At 41.9% G+C, this 16,833-nt stretch carries 21 protein-coding genes; all 21 read right to left on the reverse strand.

Translation table 11 applies throughout. The annotated features are described in order from the left end of the window. Window positions 1–153: 153 nt before the first annotated feature. The 21 genes from C1E58_RS01665 to eutC all read right to left on the reverse strand — a co-directional run bounded on the left by C1E58_RS01665 (window position 154) and on the right by eutC (window position 16,749). Window positions 154–1,344, reverse strand: a complete 1,191-nt coding sequence (locus C1E58_RS01665; RefSeq protein ID WP_105209112.1) for an acetate/propionate family kinase — start codon at window positions 1,342–1,344, stop codon at window positions 154–156. 42 nt (window positions 1,345–1,386) lie between these two features. Continuing rightward, window positions 1,387–2,109 (reverse strand): MIP/aquaporin family protein, encoded by a 723-nt coding sequence (locus tag C1E58_RS01670; protein WP_105209113.1) that lies wholly within the window; start codon window positions 2,107–2,109, stop codon window positions 1,387–1,389. An 18-nt stretch (window positions 2,110–2,127) separates the two neighbouring features. Next, window positions 2,128–2,631: a GlcG/HbpS family heme-binding protein gene (locus C1E58_RS01675; RefSeq protein ID WP_105116834.1), complete on the reverse strand. Its 504-nt coding sequence runs from the start codon at window positions 2,629–2,631 to the stop codon at window positions 2,128–2,130. Window positions 2,632–2,654: 23 nt separating this feature from the next. Next, the gene (locus C1E58_RS01680; protein WP_105209114.1) at window positions 2,655–3,038 is read right to left on the reverse strand and encodes a glycerol dehydratase reactivase beta/small subunit family protein; all 384 of its coding nucleotides are present in this window, start codon (window positions 3,036–3,038) and stop codon (window positions 2,655–2,657) included. Then, a complete protein-coding gene (locus C1E58_RS01685) occupies window positions 3,019–4,872 on the reverse strand; it encodes a diol dehydratase reactivase subunit alpha (protein WP_105209115.1) in 1,854 nt (617 codons plus the stop codon). Before C1E58_RS01685 ends, C1E58_RS01680 begins: the two co-directional genes overlap by 20 nt. Before the next feature lie 27 nt (window positions 4,873–4,899). Further along, window positions 4,900–5,406 carry a diol dehydratase small subunit gene (locus C1E58_RS01690; RefSeq protein ID WP_105209116.1) on the reverse strand — a complete coding sequence of 169 codons (507 nt, stop codon included), beginning with the start codon at window positions 5,404–5,406 and terminating at the stop codon, window positions 4,900–4,902. A 24-nt stretch (window positions 5,407–5,430) separates the two neighbouring features. Further along, a complete protein-coding gene (locus C1E58_RS01695; protein WP_105209117.1) occupies window positions 5,431–6,096 on the reverse strand; it encodes a propanediol/glycerol family dehydratase medium subunit in 666 nt (221 codons plus the stop codon). Window positions 6,097–6,108: 12 nt separating this feature from the next. After that, on the reverse strand, window positions 6,109–7,770 hold the full coding sequence (locus C1E58_RS01700; RefSeq protein WP_105209118.1) for a propanediol/glycerol family dehydratase large subunit: 1,662 nt from the start codon (window positions 7,768–7,770) through the stop codon (window positions 6,109–6,111). Between the two features lie 18 nt (window positions 7,771–7,788). After that, window positions 7,789–8,490: a propanediol utilization microcompartment protein PduB gene (pduB, locus tag C1E58_RS01705; protein ID WP_105209119.1), complete on the reverse strand. Its 702-nt coding sequence runs from the start codon at window positions 8,488–8,490 to the stop codon at window positions 7,789–7,791. 76 nt (window positions 8,491–8,566) lie between these two features. Then, on the reverse strand, window positions 8,567–9,019 hold the full coding sequence (locus C1E58_RS01710; protein WP_105209120.1) for a cupin domain-containing protein: 453 nt from the start codon (window positions 9,017–9,019) through the stop codon (window positions 8,567–8,569). Between the two features lie 12 nt (window positions 9,020–9,031). Then, a complete protein-coding gene (locus C1E58_RS01715; RefSeq protein ID WP_105209121.1) occupies window positions 9,032–10,129 on the reverse strand; it encodes an ethanolamine utilization protein EutH in 1,098 nt (365 codons plus the stop codon). Between the two features lie 27 nt (window positions 10,130–10,156). Next, window positions 10,157–10,435 carry a EutN/CcmL family microcompartment protein gene (locus tag C1E58_RS01720; protein ID WP_024380885.1) on the reverse strand — a complete coding sequence of 93 codons (279 nt, stop codon included), beginning with the start codon at window positions 10,433–10,435 and terminating at the stop codon, window positions 10,157–10,159. 13 nt (window positions 10,436–10,448) lie between these two features. Continuing rightward, on the reverse strand, window positions 10,449–11,069 hold the full coding sequence (locus tag C1E58_RS01725; protein WP_105209122.1) for an ethanolamine utilization protein: 621 nt from the start codon (window positions 11,067–11,069) through the stop codon (window positions 10,449–10,451). Between the two features lie 23 nt (window positions 11,070–11,092). Continuing rightward, window positions 11,093–11,716 carry an ethanolamine utilization phosphate acetyltransferase EutD gene (eutD, locus tag C1E58_RS01730; protein WP_419579953.1) on the reverse strand — a complete coding sequence of 208 codons (624 nt, stop codon included), beginning with the start codon at window positions 11,714–11,716 and terminating at the stop codon, window positions 11,093–11,095. Between the two features lie 25 nt (window positions 11,717–11,741). Next, a complete protein-coding gene (locus tag C1E58_RS01735) occupies window positions 11,742–12,386 on the reverse strand; it encodes a hypothetical protein (protein WP_105209124.1) in 645 nt (214 codons plus the stop codon). A gap of 82 nt (window positions 12,387–12,468) precedes the next feature. After that, a complete protein-coding gene (gene pduA, locus C1E58_RS01740) occupies window positions 12,469–12,744 on the reverse strand; it encodes a propanediol utilization microcompartment protein PduA (protein ID WP_105209125.1) in 276 nt (91 codons plus the stop codon). An 18-nt stretch (window positions 12,745–12,762) separates the two neighbouring features. Further along, on the reverse strand, window positions 12,763–13,056 hold the full coding sequence (gene eutM / locus C1E58_RS01745) for an ethanolamine utilization microcompartment protein EutM (protein ID WP_024380890.1): 294 nt from the start codon (window positions 13,054–13,056) through the stop codon (window positions 12,763–12,765). A gap of 25 nt (window positions 13,057–13,081) precedes the next feature. After that, window positions 13,082–14,587, reverse strand: coding sequence for an acetaldehyde dehydrogenase (acetylating) (locus tag C1E58_RS01750; protein ID WP_105209126.1), 1,506 nt, complete (start codon window positions 14,585–14,587; stop codon window positions 13,082–13,084). A gap of 6 nt (window positions 14,588–14,593) precedes the next feature. Further along, complete coding sequence (locus tag C1E58_RS12490; RefSeq protein ID WP_105209127.1) at window positions 14,594–15,253, reverse strand: BMC domain-containing protein; 660 nt, start codon at window positions 15,251–15,253, stop codon at window positions 14,594–14,596. Between the two features lie 11 nt (window positions 15,254–15,264). Continuing rightward, the gene (eutL, locus tag C1E58_RS01760; protein WP_105116846.1) at window positions 15,265–15,918 is read right to left on the reverse strand and encodes an ethanolamine utilization microcompartment protein EutL; all 654 of its coding nucleotides are present in this window, start codon (window positions 15,916–15,918) and stop codon (window positions 15,265–15,267) included. Window positions 15,919–15,933: 15 nt separating this feature from the next. Then, window positions 15,934–16,749 (reverse strand): ethanolamine ammonia-lyase subunit EutC, encoded by an 816-nt coding sequence (gene eutC, locus C1E58_RS01765; RefSeq protein WP_419579752.1) that lies wholly within the window; start codon window positions 16,747–16,749, stop codon window positions 15,934–15,936. Window positions 16,750–16,833: the final 84 nt, after the last annotated feature.

The following is a 16,833-nucleotide window of genomic DNA, read 5'->3' on the forward strand; positions in this document are numbered from 1 at the left end:
CTGTTTATACATTTTCATGCCTTTCTAGTTGTTTTGTCGTTATTATAATTATAAAGCATGAAATGGAAAACGAGCAAATCCTAATTGGAATTGCTCGTTTTTTTATATGTGAGAAGCTAGTTTTTGCCCAGCCTCTGGAGGAAATATGTAATTTTATGAGATCAATTCCATTGTATCTCTTGCAATCATTAGTTCTTCATTGGTTGGAAGCACAAATAACTTGATACTGGAATCATCTTTACTAATCAGTTTTTTACTACTTTCATTTGCTTCATGATCAAGTTTTACACCGAAAACAGAAAGTTTTTCTGCGACTTTCTCACGTATCAACCTTGAGTTTTCTCCGATTCCTGCTGTGAAAACAATGGCATTTGCTCCACCTAAATCTACTATATAGGTTGCGATCGTATGCGCTATCCGATTAGTAAACATCTCGATAGCAGTAATTGCATGAGAATGTCCCTTATGATAGGCTTCTTCAATATCACGCAAGTCATTGCTAATGTCGGAAACAGCTAGGAGGCCAGATTCTTTATTTAAAATAGCTGTCAGTTGATTTGGGGTCAAATCTTCCACTTCCATGAGGAAAGGGAGGATGGCAGGGTCAATATCCCCACTTCTGGATCCCATCATCAGACCTGCCAAAGGGGTAAAGCCCATAGAAGTATTGATGGATTGTTGCCCCTTAATAGCACAGATACTTGCTCCGTTACCAAGATGACAACTGATGACCTTCAACTGATCCGTATCAAGCCCTTGCTGTTTATATACTTCCTTGGTAATTAAAGAAATGTATTTATGACTGGTGCCATGAAAACCGTATTTGCGTAAGCGGTATTTGTCATAATACTTTCTAGGCAGAGGGTAAAGGAAGTATTCTTCGCTTAAGGTTTGATGAAAAGCTGTATCAAAAACTGCCACATTCGGAGTATTTGGCAAAAGCTCCTTGAAGGCTTTGATGACTTCTAAATTTGCAGGGTTATGGCTAGGAGCAAGGAAGGAAAATTCATCAATCTTAGTGAGGGCATGATCATCCACCAAAGCAGAGGCCTTAAAGTAATCACCACCATGAGCCACACGATGCCCAATCCCAGCAATATCTGCTAAGGATTGTATAATCCCTTTTTCATCTAATCTTTTTAGCAGATAATTCACTGCCTCTTTATAGCTTGAAAGAACTAGCTTTTCTGTTTCCTTTTGTCCTTGGTAAACCAAAGTAAATGCCGATTCAGGTTCTCCAATTCTTTCAAATATACCTTTAGCAATGATTTCCTCATCAGGCATAGCCAATAATTGAAATTTTAAAGATGAACTACCAGCATTGATTGCAAAAATTTTCTTCATTACTCATCCTTTCTTCAAATACTTTCTGCAATGAGAGAGGGACTAGCCCATTCCCAAGGCTTTAAATACGAATACAGCCAGAGTTGCACCAACAGTTGGTGCTACAATTGGAATCCAAGCATAGCCCCAGTTGGCTCCACCCTTGTTTGGAATTGGCAAAAGTGCATAAGCCAAACGAGGACCAAAGTCACGCGCAGGGTTGATAGCATAACCAGTCGTAGAACCAAATGAAAGTCCGATAGCCATTACTAGAAAGGCTACTACGACAGGAGCAAGACCAACTGCAAAACCTGCAGTATTCATCAATAATAAAACGAAGATAAAGAAGAAGGTCGCAATGACTTCACTCAAGAAGTTAAAGGTCGTATTTGCAATAGCTGGACCAGTTGCAAAAATTCCGACTGAGTTGCCTTCCTCTGCTGTTGTCGCTTGGAAATGTGGATAGTAATGTAAAACAACGATTGCTGCACCAGCGAAGGCTCCTAAAATTTGCGCAATGATATAGCCAGCAACCATACTCCAATCAAATAGTCCACCTAAGGCAAATGCAATGGTTACGGCTGGGTTGAGGTGACCGCCTGATTCGAAGAAACCAGCCACATAAACACCACACATTACCGCAAAGCCCCAAGCAAAAATAACAGTTAGGAAACTAGGGGACATATTTTTAGAGAGGGCGTGTTTTAAACTAATTGAAGAACCAAAGCCTGTACCAAAGGCTATCAGAACCAGAGTTCCTAAAAATTCACCAATGTATTTCTCCATCGTGAAAATCTCCTTCTACTATTTTTTATCATGTATTTCTTCTATTGCATATTCTGCAATTGTTTGATCTTCTATAGCGTTACCGCCACTGATCCCAATTGCACCGATAATCCGTCCATTAGAATAAATTGGAATGCCACCTGATAGGCTGACAATTTGTCCTTCTGACATTGTTTCTAACTGAAAGAGCCAATGATTTGGTTTTGTAAGAAGTGCTAAATCTTTTGACTGCATTTTCATACCTACGGCTGTATAGGCTTTTTTATAAGCCATATCATAGCTGACCAAGAGGGCATCTTCCATGCGATTGGTTAGGATAACCTGTGCTGCTGCATCTACCAGGGTAATCACAACAGGAACCTTTAATTCCTGTGCCTTTTCTCTGGCACGATGAACAATGTCAAAAGCACGGTCATAAAGATTGACGGGTTTTAAACTGTCCTGTTTTTCTAACAGTTCTTGGCATTTCTCAATGATTCGTTGAAGCAGGATTTCGTTGATTTGATGTTGATTTTCGTTCATCTTTTCTCTCCGATCACCTATTTCTAAAAGGATGTTTCCAGGGCAGCATCTGGTATCAGGGGAGTGCCTTTAACAAGTTTGGCTGCATTTGTTCCTAAAATCCTTAAGACCCGATTGGACTGTCTTGGATAGTCATCTAAACGATAGAAAAATTGTTCCTTTTGCAAATTCCGATAGTGGAGAACAATTTCCTGGTCATTGATGGCTAGACCTACTGAGAGGGGGGAGGATTGGGCCGCTTGGAAAGCTAGCGAAACGATACCTTCTTCAGAAGTAGCTTCTATTACTTCCTTCAAAAAAGGAATCCCTTCCTCCTCCATGCCAAGCTCTACTTGGGTCAACTTCTCTTGATCAACAGTTCCCTTCTGGTAGATGAGGATAACCGGCTTAGTTGCTTGATATAACATGAGCGTCACCCCACTTTTCTTTACAGTAAGATAGGACTAAGCCTGTTGCTACTGCGTTTCTTGGTCCAGCTGTTCCTCGGATATTTCCTCGTCCTGCGACGATACTGCTTTGAGATAGTGCATCAGTTATCAACTGTGGAATTTCGAAATCCAGTGCTGAACCTCCAACGATAACCACAAATGGAATATCTCTGATGTCTTGAGTTGGACTGACCGTCTTTAAGGCCCGAATAGCATTGGTCACAAAGACCCGTTCTTTAGCTGTCTGACGGACAATCTTGATTTTTTCTATTGAATAATCTGTGTCAAGCGGTATCAACTCTCCAGTATCTTTGACAATCACCACTCGGGCAAATAAGTCTCCACTCAAGGGCTTGTCAAAGAATTGGACACTGCCATCCTCATGACGAATATGGAAAATACTTTCAACCTTGGCAAGCGGATATTTTTTGATATCCTCTGCCAAATGCCGATCCTCAAGCCCCAACTCTGTATTGATCAACATGGTGACCATATCTCCGGCACCTGCTAGGTGAACAGCTTGTATATCCCCTTTTTTGTTGATAATAGAAGCATCTGTCGAACCTGCCCCCAAGTCTAAGATAGCCATGGGTTGACTGGTCCCCGGTGTTGTTAAGGCACCAAGAATAGCTGAATGAGCCTCTGCACCTCCGATTTCAACAGGTACGCCTAATTCCTTTTCAACTTCCTGGGCAATCAGGGACATCTGTAACTTGTCAGAATTAACCATGGAGGCAATGCCGACAGCCTGCTCCATAGAAAATTCACCAGCCAAACCACCTTTTACAGTAATAGGAGCAAAGGTATCTACTGCTAAAATATCCTGAATCTTAATCTGGTCCAGTTGTTTCTCTGTCAAATTAGCCATGGTGAGCCGTACTTTTTCCAGCATACCACCCACATTGGTTCCTGCTTCACCCAGCACATTTTCAATATGCTGAATTCGTGAAACGTGGTCCATAATGGCTTCTGCACCCTTTGAAATGTCTACACTGGTAGTCTGTTGTTGCCCAATGATTTTAATGGTCCCTGCAGGAATAGTTCTTGCTTGAACATCCCCTTTTGGTGTCTTGATAACAACTGCAGAGCGATTACCAATCAGGGCACGGGCAATCGGTACGACCTGCTTGGTATCTTGGGCATCCAGCTGGAAGACAGTCGCAATGCCATAAGGGTTGGAGAGTTGAGAAATAACTTTACCAACTTCTGCAACTTCAACAGCTGCCAACATTCCTAGCGGTACCTTGTCTATATAGGAAATTTCATCTACAATTGGAATCTTTTTCTCTAGACGATTATTGACCAGAACGCCATCATCAGCCTGCAAGACAGCACCAACAATCTTATAGCCTCTTGAAACATAGGCGTTGATAAGTTGAGCAACTGCATCAAAATCCACATGCTTGGAAGCCACAACGATATAGCTATCTGTCATTGGCTTATTGATCAAATCCAAGATATCAACGGTATAACCAACCCCCAACCCAAGTCCACCAGGTGTCCTTGGGTTGTGGCCAATCATGGTTGATTCGGTTATGACTGTTTCCGTGATGGTTTCCATTGCAACATCTCCAATGACTGGGGTTGCTTCGTTGATACGGATCAGTGCAACATCCTTGATACCAACAGAGGTTGGTTCTAAGAGTAATTTCAGGGATTGGTAAATGCCATGAACATTTTCTTTTGTTCCCTTAATACCAGTTGTATCTGCAATCGCAGAGGACAGAAACTGGACGGTTCCATTATCGTGTACCTGAGCCAAGGCAGACTCAGTAGATGAATTTCCAATGTCAATACCGATAATATACTTCATTCCTTCCTCCTCCTTTCGATTTTCAGATTAGTTGTCGCCTTTTAGTTTCTTACGGCGTTCGTAGTGTTCTGCTGCTTCACGAACAAAGCCTGAACAGATTTTCGCACCATAGACATTTTCTAATTCAGTTGCGATGTCCAAGAGTTCTTGTTTTGATGAGCGGTATGGACGAAGGGCGTTGTAGATTTCCAAAACGCGTTCATCTGGTACCTTAGTCAATTCAGCGGCACGAGAGAAGTTGTATTCAATCGCTTCACGGCCTGCATTTCGAGCGATTTCACCCTGTTTTAAGAGGATTTCTGGCTTAATACGCAAGTCTTTTGAAGTGATAGTGCCATTTACAATGTTCTCCAAGGTAATATCGTCAAATTTCTTATTATCACCAACGACAATCCAGTCTGGGTGTTTTTGGGCAATAGGATAGTCTGCCGCAGTTGCCTCAACACCTTTCGGTAGGCCACTAGTTGCAGGCTTGTCTTGTCCATTCATCTCTTCTAAGATTTTTCTTACTAATAGTTCTACTGATTCACTCATTTCGATTTCTCCTTGAAGATTTTCTTAAATCAATTCAATTTCATCAGCTGGACGACCTTTTTCAACAAGCTTGGTTTCTTTGATATGAAGCAAGGCTGAATAGGCTTGGTACTTCGGACGAGCCATTTGGTCATTCAAGGTTGGAACAGGGTTTGGTGTTTCACCTTTAGCATATTTGGCAGCATTTTTACCAATTAAACGGTAGGTATCAGCTGTCAAGAGTGGTGCTTGTGGGAAGAGCTCCAAGTTACTCAATGGTGGCAAATCTCTTTGGTGAATAACGGTTGTTCCTTTAGACTGAATGCCGATTGAAATTCCTGAACCAGATAGGTGGTCGCCTTCTACTGCCACAAAGGCAACGTCTGATGAGCGATATACCTTGACAACACGCGCCTTCAAGCCTTCTTCTTCAATACCTGCAATCACTTGTCGTAACACTTCGGTATGGGGAATATCAACCATGGTCTTGGTTTGTTGGGTGCCAAAAGCAGGACCTACTGCAATAACCACTTCATCAACAGATTGGCTTGGTTTAGCAACGCCGATGGTGCGAACAACAGCCTTTTCTGGCAGGACTTCTTTCTTAGCACTTGTAGTAGTTTGAGTTGCAGGAGTACTATTGCTTAGGCCAACTTCCTTGATTACTTCTGCAATAATGGAACGTAGTACGTCCTCATTGATGGTTGTCATAATGATTACCTCCTAGATATCACGTGGATCGATGGCATTTGGAATGTTCTTCACTTTTTCCCATTCTTCTCCAACCAGACGGTGACCTGTGCCGACACCGACATAGTCATTTGGAGAGTTAATTGCTGAGATAACATTCCAATTACGGTCAAAGATAGCTGATGTTTGCAAGAAATCTCCAGCAACACGTTGCTTGAAGAGATTTACAAGCTCATTGGCAATATCTGGGAAACCATTATTGGCAAGGGCCTTAATAAGGTCAACACCTTGTACACCGCGTTCTAAGAGGTTTACAGCTGCCTTGATATCTTCAACCTTATCACGTTCTGGCATATCTTTTGAACCATGTGCGTAGGTAGCTGCTTCAACTTCCTCATCTGTAATAGCTGGCAAACCAAGACCTTTGAAGAGAGCTTGCATAACTTTAGCTGCTTTACGACGAACTTGAACAACTTCCTCTTCACGAGCTGGACGCAAACCACCATCAACCCGCAAATCACGTTGCAAGATGTTATAATCGTCATAGTCTTCTGCATCCCAGTTAGAGCCTGCAAACATGTTGTCGTAGTTTGGTGTAGAAGAGTAACCTGAGTTGATGAAGTCTGTACCTGGTGCCAACTGCATCAAGGTGCGGACAGAACGACGAAGGTCTGAGTGAGTAAAGGTTTGGTCATTTGAAGAAGCACATTCCAAATCAAGCATGGTAGCAATCAAGTTTTCAGCAATGACTGCACGAATGCCGCTTGGAACGGCCGCAGGAATACCGATACATGATACAGAACCGTTTTGGGTACCTTGTACACCTGCTGCTTTTGTGATGTACAAGCAACGAGCTTCTAGGTAAAGCATAGACTTGCCTTCTGCTTGTCCCATCTGCACTTCGGCACCAGTACCTGATGTGAAACGCATCTTTAAGCCACGAGAAGCGTAGGCAGATGCCAAGAAAGCTTTAGACCAAGGAGTATCATCACCGTCTGTGAAGACATCCTCAGTACCATAGACAGAGATGGTTTCTGCGTAGGCTGTAAATCCTCTCATACCAAGGTCTAACTCTGTCGCTTCTTCCAAAGCACATTGGGTCAATACGCCTGGACGACCAACTTGTGAACCAATCATAATCCCTAGGGCGTTGAATGGTGCGTAACGAGCAACCGCAACGGTGGTTTCTTGCTCTGCAAATCCACGAAGGGCACCTTCTGCTGCATCCGCTGCAATTTGTACAGGGTTGTCGTTTACGTTGGTAACGTGTGATTGCGTAGCTGTTTGTTTGCGGGTACGCATTTTCTGAACAGCCATCATAATTTCAACTACGTTCATGTGGCTCACGACTTCAACGATTTTAGCTGGAGTCATAGCCTTGGTCAATTTGACAATTTCAGAACGAGGAACAGAAGGAGTCAAAATCATATTGGCAATTTCTTTTGAATCCATTTTCACGACTTCTTCTGCTCGAGTCAAATCAATACCGTAGTTGGCAATAAACTGGTCAATCAGGTCAAATTCTTCTTTTGGTTTTCCATCCAATTCAACCACTTTACCGTTTACAATTTTAATACTTGGTTTTGGATCGTTGGGACTTTCCATTGCAATAAGGCCTTCTTCAACCCACTCTGTTACAAATCCGTCTTGGTTGATTGGGCGATTACTTAATGCCTCAAAACGTTTTGATTTCATATTCTTTCTCCCTATCTATCAAATATATGAAGGTTGAGAATTAACTGGTGTTTCACCAAGCGTACCTAACAATTCTTTACCAATTTCACGGGCAGAAATAACAGCTTGACGAACCGCACCAGAATCACCACTGATAAAGAGAATAGTTTCGTTTGAATTGCTTGTTCCATTTCCTGGAGAAGCATAACCAATCACATCTACATCTGCTGCTTTTACAGCGGTATCAGCCATCACAACACCAATGGCAGCTGGGGCTCCCACAATCAGACCGAAGGCGCGACCAACTTCTGCACCGAAGGCAGCTTGGCAGGCATGGCTAGCACGCGCAGTGTATTGCAATTCAATGTGACCAGCTTCGTTGGCATAGACATCACCAAAGGTACGGGCGATATCTCCAAGGGTTACTTCTACTGCCCGCTTCACATCTGAAACATCATCACCACCAAAGATGATCAAGCTACCATGACCAGCGCCACCTTTGGTGTCACGAGGCAATTCGATTTTTACAATTTCTGTATTGGTTGCTTTTACTGCTTCATCGGCAGCCATAATGTGAGGACCAGCACCAGTACGAGCACCTACCACACCAAGTGAGCGGTAAGATTTTTCCAACTTCATCGCACTAAGTACCTGTTGATCGACATTTGCAATCACCAATCCAATAGTATCACCAATAGGGTTAGAACCAATAAATTCGGTAACATTACATTTGTTTGCCATAATAATCTTCCTCTACTTAATTTTTTACATCTTCATCGCTTTATGCGATAACGCTTACATTTTGTCTTAAAATTTTTTATTGATTTTGCCAATCCGCAGGATACGTCACATAGATAAACCTTGCCTTATCTTTGACAGAAAATTGAATATCACTTCCCTTAGGAATAAAGAGAATTTCACCAGGCCCTGCGGTCATCACCTCATTGCCAGTAATGATATCTAATTGTCCCTCAATGACATAATCCACTTCATCATAGTCAAGATGCCATGGGAATGTTGTTTTTTCCATTGTCATCAAGCCAAGTCCCAGACGAGGACTTTCTTCCAGAGTTAGGAGGTCACGGGTATAGACCACATCCTTGCTATTGCCTGTGTCTAAACGATCCTCAGGCCTAACCTCTATATGAGGTAGGTTGAAGGAAAGAATACCTGTCGAGCTAGATTTTTTAAAAGAATCTCCAGCTACAAAACTTTCTAATAAAATTTTTCTAACCAGTTCTTCTATCTGGCTACGATTGATGTCACTCATAAAGTCCCTCCACTACTCAGCTTCTTTTTTAGTGAGTACAAAAGCAAGTAGAACTGCCGTTACACCACCAACCAATTTTCCGACCATCATCGGAAGAATCATATCTGGATTTTGACCAGCAGTGAAGCCCAAGTGATCGCCAATAACAAATGATGCTGATACAGCGAAGGCAACGTTGATAATCTTACCGCGTTTGTCCATATCTTTCATCATTTGGAACATAGCAATATTGTTTGCCAAAGATGCGACTAGACCTGCTGCACCGACTTCATTCATACCCAATGATTTACCAATTGCTGAAAGTGGCTTATTGGCAACTTTTGTAAAGATAGCCACTAAACCAAAGGCTCCTGCTAAGGTCACAGCAATAGAACCAACGACACCAAAGGCTTCCATTAGTGTTTCTGCCCCGCTTGGATAAAGGCTATTTAACCATTCATTACCTGTTAATAGTTGAGCCGCACCGAAAGCCAAACCGAGAGTTGCAATCACCACAATAATATGACCAAAAATCTCAAAGCCTTTAATCATTCCATTCGGTGCTAACAAAAGACCGACAAAAATCAAAGCAGAAACAATCACTATTGGAATGAGGTTAATCATCAATGTCCCTACAGGTAAACCAGGAACCAGGAATCCTCCTACTAAACAGCCAACTGGAACTGTTACCAAGCCGTATAAAATACCTCTAGCCAGTAATGGACGGTCATCTTTTTCAATGATTCCCAATGCAACCGGGATGGTAAATACAATCGTTGGTCCCATCATAGATCCTAGTACATAGGCAGCAAAGTTTCCAACGATAGGATCATCAGCTAGACTAAGAGCTAATGGGGCTCCACCCATATCGTTAGCAATGAATGTTGTAGCAAAAATAGATGGGTCTGCACCAACCATGCCGTATAGTGGGACAATAATTGGTTTGAGAATATCCGCTAATAATGGTGCAACAACCATAATACCGGCCATCGAAAGTGCCAAAGCCCCCATGGCCATGATACCTTCCTCAAATTTTTCACTAAGCCCTAACTTTCCTCCGATACATTTATCGACTGCACCGGCCAACATGAATAGGACCATGATGTAGATGATGATTTCATTTATACTCATAATTCCCCTTCTCACTTTCTAGTGAATTTATTCTGCATCAGCTGTGTACTCAACCTTATCAATAATAGCGACAACGACCATATCAACAGGAACATTTTCTCTATTCAAGCTAACTCTAGCTGCACTGCCTGTAGTCACCATCACTTGATCACCTTCTCCAGCACCGATGCAATCCGCGACAACAACCAAAGATGGATCTGTTTGTTGTTCATTTAGTTGGCGCTCGACCACTAAAAACTTCAATCCATTTAAGTTCTCATCTTTTCTAGTAGCCCAAAGACTCCCTTTTACTGTTCCAACAAACATACTCTCTCTCCTTTTATTCTATGATTGTTATTCGACGGCGATTTAAATAGTCACGCGCCAAGGCAGTTATAATGGTCCCCTTTTCAACATGAAACATTCCATCATCTTCCAAATCTAAAGCACGCAGCCTAGATTCTGTGATGAGTTTTGGTTTTTTTGAAACTTTTTTCTCAGTAGTTTGATGAATGGGTTGAACCTCTATATGGCCTTGTTTCAAAAGGGCTGGCAAGTCCTTCTGAGAGTAAAACTGCACACCATACTGCTCCAGTTTTAATTTTCTCTGAAGTAGTTCTTGGTAAAGCAACTTCTTAGCTGACTGTCTGTAGCACTCTAGGTCAAAAGATTCATTTGAAACCAGAACCTTTCTACCAGCTAATAGACTATTAACAACTTCCGTTTCGTCTGAACTATTGGGACAAAGCTGAGCAATTCGCAAGAGGGAATCTAAGGGCAAACCATTTGCAATAATATGTTCTGCCTCATCAATACCCTGTACAATACGGTATTCTTCTTCTGAAAAACCACTCACTGTCTTATCGCCAATAAGATACAGTTTGATGTGATGGGAACTACCATTAAGGCGGTCTAGAAGGCGATTGGTAATCTCTTGAACTAAAAATTCTAAATTATCCATTTTTAACCCTTTCTACCCCATCTCTATCCTTTTTTTATAATGCGACCACGCATTCCTTTTTTAAATCCGCAAGCATTGGCTTCATCATAGTCAATGTGCATAAAGGTCGCAAACTTAGGGTGAACTCGAATGACTACATCATCAAAAATTAGTCCTCGTTCTCCACCTACTTTTACTTGCACAATTTCCTTATTCACTACATTTGCTTTAGCAGCATCTTCTGGGGTCATATGAATATGACGTTTAGCAACAATCAATCCCTTATCCAGAGATACTACCTGACTTCCATTTATCAAGACAATTCCTGGTGTGTCCTCAATCTGCCCGCTCTCTCGAATAGGAGCATTAACACCGAGCTTCAAGCAATCTGTCAATGAAACTTCAACTTGTGTAGCACCACGGACGGGACCAAGTATCACCGCATTCTGAAAAGAGCCTTTGGGACCCAGAATAGTCAAGCGCTCTTTACAAGCAAATTGTCCAGGCTGGGATAAATCTTTGGCTTTGGTTAGAGAATAACCTTTTCCAAATAGGGTTTCCAAATCTTCTTGAGAAAGGTGGATATGGCGTCCACTTGCCTCAATTTCAAAGCTTCCTTCTAATTCATCCTGAACTCTTGTAGCAATCTTATCAATTAGTTCTTGCATTTCCATTCTAATCACTCCTTACCTTTCACTCATCCATCGTCATCCAAAGGAAAATCTGAAGAGAATGTAACAAATGAATAAGCTTAGCCAAATATAGATCATTTTCTCGAGAACCGATCAGCGATAGCTCCTGTTCAAGCGTAGCTAAGGCTATGTAAGTTTCGTACAGAGCTAGTTTCCAGTTCGTTACAGCACAGGTTAAGGAAAGCTTTTTAAAATCCATTTCCCTTTGCTGACTATATTCATCCAGTTCTGTCACCGACGGTAGTAGGTCATCATAATCGTGAAGTTCATCCAGTATCTGACCAGATACCATACTTTCAATCGTTGTCAATACTTTGCTGACTTTCTCAAATTTTGATTGTTCGAATGAAAGATAGAGTTCACGTTTACTTTTAAGAAAATGTGGATACAGTGTCGTTAGACGAAATAATAGTGGATAGATTGCGGAATCTTCTAAAGTAGTTACTTTTTGATGTATCGCTTGTGGAGATGTCGTAAGTTGCTGATTATTGGAACGCGTTTGGACCACTCGAATATGATGGTCATTCAAGTAACTTCTTGCTGATGGAGTCAGTTTTTCATGTTCACCTAACTGGAAAACTCCTCCGTCAGCAATAGAAAGCTCCTTGAGTAGCTTTCTAATCTTTACTTCTGTAAAAACCGACATACACTCACATCCTTTAACGATTTTTTAATCAACTGGCTACCCAAATCCTTTTACACATCTAGGTAGCCAGTACACTTATTCGCTATTTTGGTAAAATGACTTCTACTTCTGAATGTGGACGTGGGATGACGTGTACAGATACTAATTCACCTACATTTTCTGCTGCCGCTGCACCTGCATCTGTTGCAGCTTTAACAGCGCCAACATCTCCACGTACCAATACAGTCACCAAGCCGCCACCAACTTGTTCTTTACCAACAAGGGTAACGTTTGCTGCTTTGACCATTGCATCTGCTGCCTCGATTGCGCCAACCAAGCCGCGTGTTTCTACCATTCCTAATGCGTTTGCACTTGCCATTGTTATGTCCTCCGATTTTTATTCTTCTTCTTTTTTAGCTTGTGGTAAAATAACTTCTACTTCTGAATGTGGACGTGGGATAACGTGTACAGATACCAACTCACCTACATTTTCTGCTGCCGCTGCACCTGCATCTGTTGCAGCTTTAACAGCGCCAACATCTCCACGTACCAATACAGTTACCAAGCCGCCACCAACTTGTTCTTTACCAACAAGGGTAACGTTTGCTGCTTTGACCATTGCATCTGCTGCCTCGATTGCACCAACCAAGCCGCGTGTTTCTACCATTCCTAATGCGTTTGCACTTGCCATTGTTATGACCTCCAAAAATTATTTTTTAATGACTTAATTTAGCTAATACTTGTTTTACAAGTAGTTCAACCAGTTCATCTTCTTTAAGACTTGAAGATGAGAGCGTTTCCCTTGTTGCACCCGCAACTGTTCCTTTATAACTATCCATCAAATTTTCTGCTTTTAAGAAATCGGTGTATTCAGATGTCCCGTAAGCGACACGACGGATATTGTAAAGGTTGTGTGGACTAACGTTATCAGATGTTGCACTTCCTCCGACTGCTCCACATCCTAAGGTGAAGGCTGGGAACAAACCTGTTGTGCCACCAACACCACCAAGAGCTGCAGGGGTGTTGACTAATAGACGGGAAACTGGTTTTTTCAGGGCGAACTCACGAATAATCTCATCATTCTTAGAGTGGATGGACAGGGTATGTCCAACCCCTTCATGATGCAGAATTTTAATACTTAAATCACAAGCCTCTTCCCATGTTTTAACAGTATAGAAACCAAGAATTGGAGCTAGTTTTTCCATTGAATATGGTGCATCTTTTCCAACTCGTGTTTCTTCTGCAATCAAGACCCTTGCGTCTGCTGGTACCGAGATACCTGCTCGTTCAGCAACGATTTGTGGTGTCTTACCAACCATTTTCGGGTTCATTGCACCGCTTGGAAGAATGATAAACTCTCCCAATTTTTTAGCATCAGCAGGTGGTAAGAAGTAAGCACCTTGCTTTTTAAATTCTGCGATAACAATGTCTTTCATGTCCTCTTCAACAATGACAGATTGCTCAGAGGCACAAATCACACCATTATCAAAAGTTTTAGACTCAATAATATGGCGAACAGCTGTTGGAATATCCGCACTCCGTTCGATAAAGGCTGGTCCATTACCAGGTCCTACACCAATCGCAGGCGTTCCAGATGAATAAGCTGCTTTTACCATGGCTGTGCCGCCTGTTGCCAAAATAAGATTTGTATCTTTGTGGCGCATGAGCTCATTAGTTGCCGCAATGGAAGTTTTTTCAATAACACTGATGGCTCCATCTGGACAGCCAGCTGTTTTAGCAGCGCGTTTAATAATCTCCACTGTTTCAACAATACACTTCAAGGCGCTTGGGTGTGGAGAAAAGACGATACTGTTTCCAGCCTTCAAGGAGATGAGGGCTTTATACATGACTGTTGAGGTCGGGTTTGTCGAAGGAATCAGACCAGCAATCACGCCAACTGGTACACCAACTTCGATAATCTTTTTCTCTGTATCTTCGCGCAAGATACCTACAGTCTTCATATTCTTGATATGCTCCAGAAGAACCTTTGAAGCCACTGTATTTTTGATAACTTTATCCTGCCAGCGACCAAATCCCGTTTCTTCAACAGCCATCTTAGCCAATCGTTCACGCTCATCGTAACAAGCTTTTGCAACGACTTTGACAATCGTATCAATCTGTTCTTGGGACATCTGCGCTAGTTCACGTTGAGCAATTTTTGCTTGGCGAACAAGGTTGCGAACTTCCTGTATTGATACTAAATCCTTATCTTCTAAGTACATTCAGTATTACTCCTTTCTTGAGAGTTCCATCAAGGCTTGGACAAGCTGACGCTTGTTAGCAAATTTTATTTCTTTTTTGCTTAATTGAATATCTTTTTCACGGTAGGCTATGCTTCTGAGTTTGACAACTTTTAATTTTTCCAGCTCTGTTTGTGAAAACTTAGGAACAATAGGTGTTTCGACCACTTCCTCTTCTATGCTTGTAGGTATTTCCACTACTTCAGTAGTTTCCTTAGCTTGTTCATTAACTTGCTCTGTAGTTCCCAATGGCTCAGGGCTTTCTACAAGATTTGCAGAAACAGCAACTTCTTCCTTCAATGGATTGAGAGACTCAGCTTGCTCTTCCACTTTTTGTTCTTCAACTGGAAGGGGCTCTTCTTTTTTGAGTTTCTTCTCAGCCCTGATCAGTTTTTCAGTCTGCTCATCCATACTAGCAATGACATGGCTACCACGATAAAAAGATTTATTTTCGAGTTCTGCGACTGCAGCAGCTACTGCTGCTTTTACAGCACCAACATCTCCTGTAATATGTACGGTATTCAAACCTGATTTGATTTTCTCAATATTGATAATGGAAACATTGGCTGCTTTTACAGCTAGGTCGGCAGCTACAACAGCACCTAGATACCCTTTTACTTCAATTAGTCCTAGTGCTCTTTTAGCCATCTAATCCCCCTTTAATAATTCTTCGGGTTACTTGCAATAGAGATAACTGTTCTAGCAAAGGCATCACAGGCAGCTCTACAAGCTGATTGCGAACCTACTAGAAGACCTCCAGCAAAGTTTGTTTCACTTGGCGGACCATAGAAGGCACCAATGGTCACATCTGAAGCTTTCAGAGCTGCGTCAAGTCCAACCATTGCTTCTGCTGGCGGTGCAATCAAGTAAGCAATAGCAGTTCCCTCTTCGGCATTTGCGCCTTGGGAAAGATAAGAACCTGCACGGGAAACACAATGGGCAAAATATGGGATTGTGTTCTCATCATTTGCACTATAGAAGCTTGCACCGTTTTCGATTTCATAAATGGCAACATCCAAGCCACTTCGTACTTCCTCAGGAGTAGGACCTGCTAAAATACCAATGACCTCGCCAGCAAGTTTTGTTGAGGCATTACCAGCACCAGCATACATACTTCTTGCATAAACCACTTCAACATCGGCAGACTTAGTTGCCTCATCTAGCGCAACATAGGTTACATCATCACAATCTGATGTAATAATCCCTAAACTTCTATGATGCGGTTTTAGCTCCAAGGAAGCAGCCAGGCTAGCATCAACATTGGAAATGAGTAGAGCACTAAGTACAGATGCTCCTAAACGTTCGTTTATCACAATAGGACCTCCTTTTTATTTCAAATCAACACCTGATTTTTTATTGTCCAAAATCTTTTTAATGATTTCCGCAACATAAGCACCTGCCTCAACCGCAGGAGTACCACCTTTGTGGATATTGGAAACAACTGTCCGACGTGATTCTGGCATGCCCATTGTAGGTTTGTAGGCCAAATAAGCACTCATAGATTCTGCCGTTACTAGTCCCGGACGTTCTCCAATCAAGATACAAACGACTTCAGCACCTGTTAATTCTGCAATATGGTCCATAGCTCCAACACGGGAGTGTTTGATAAAGAGTACTTCGTCGAATTCTAGACCAAACATTTTCAAACCTTGCTTCAAGGCTGGAAGGAAATCTCTTATGTTTGCTTCAATGGCTGACGAACTCAATCCATCACCTACAACAATTTGAACCTTAGCATTCTTCTTGCAGCTATTTTTAATGATTTCCTGCTGATCTTCTGGGAAAATTCTTCCCAAATCAGGTCGCGTTAGGTATTCGTCCTTAGAGGAAGCCTTGGTATGTACTGGGATAAAGCCCATTTCTTTAACGAAATCTTCTGAGACATAGGAGAAAACAGCATCTTGGGCTGCAGCATGGTCTGCCCTAAAGCGTAAAATTGTTTGCGTTTTATAACGGTTTCCTGCCCTCCACAAACCTAAACGAGCGGGTGTAAATTGTTTAATCTTACGATAGGCCTCTTCATTGATAGCATTTGGAATAAGGAATTGTTTCTGAATATCTACCTCGGTAATATCAGGAATGATTCCATCTTCAATTTGGCAATCTTCTTGCTTAGGTTGATGCGAAGAGGAAGGGGCATCCATTTGTTCTGACACAACTGGCGTTTCAGTTATTTCATTCAAAATGGAGCGAATCATTTCTTTTAATTCTAGTTCATTCACAGTGAC

The sequence above is a fragment of the Streptococcus suis genome, from assembly GCF_002964575.1.
GTDB lineage: Bacteria > Bacillota > Bacilli > Lactobacillales > Streptococcaceae > Streptococcus > Streptococcus suis_R.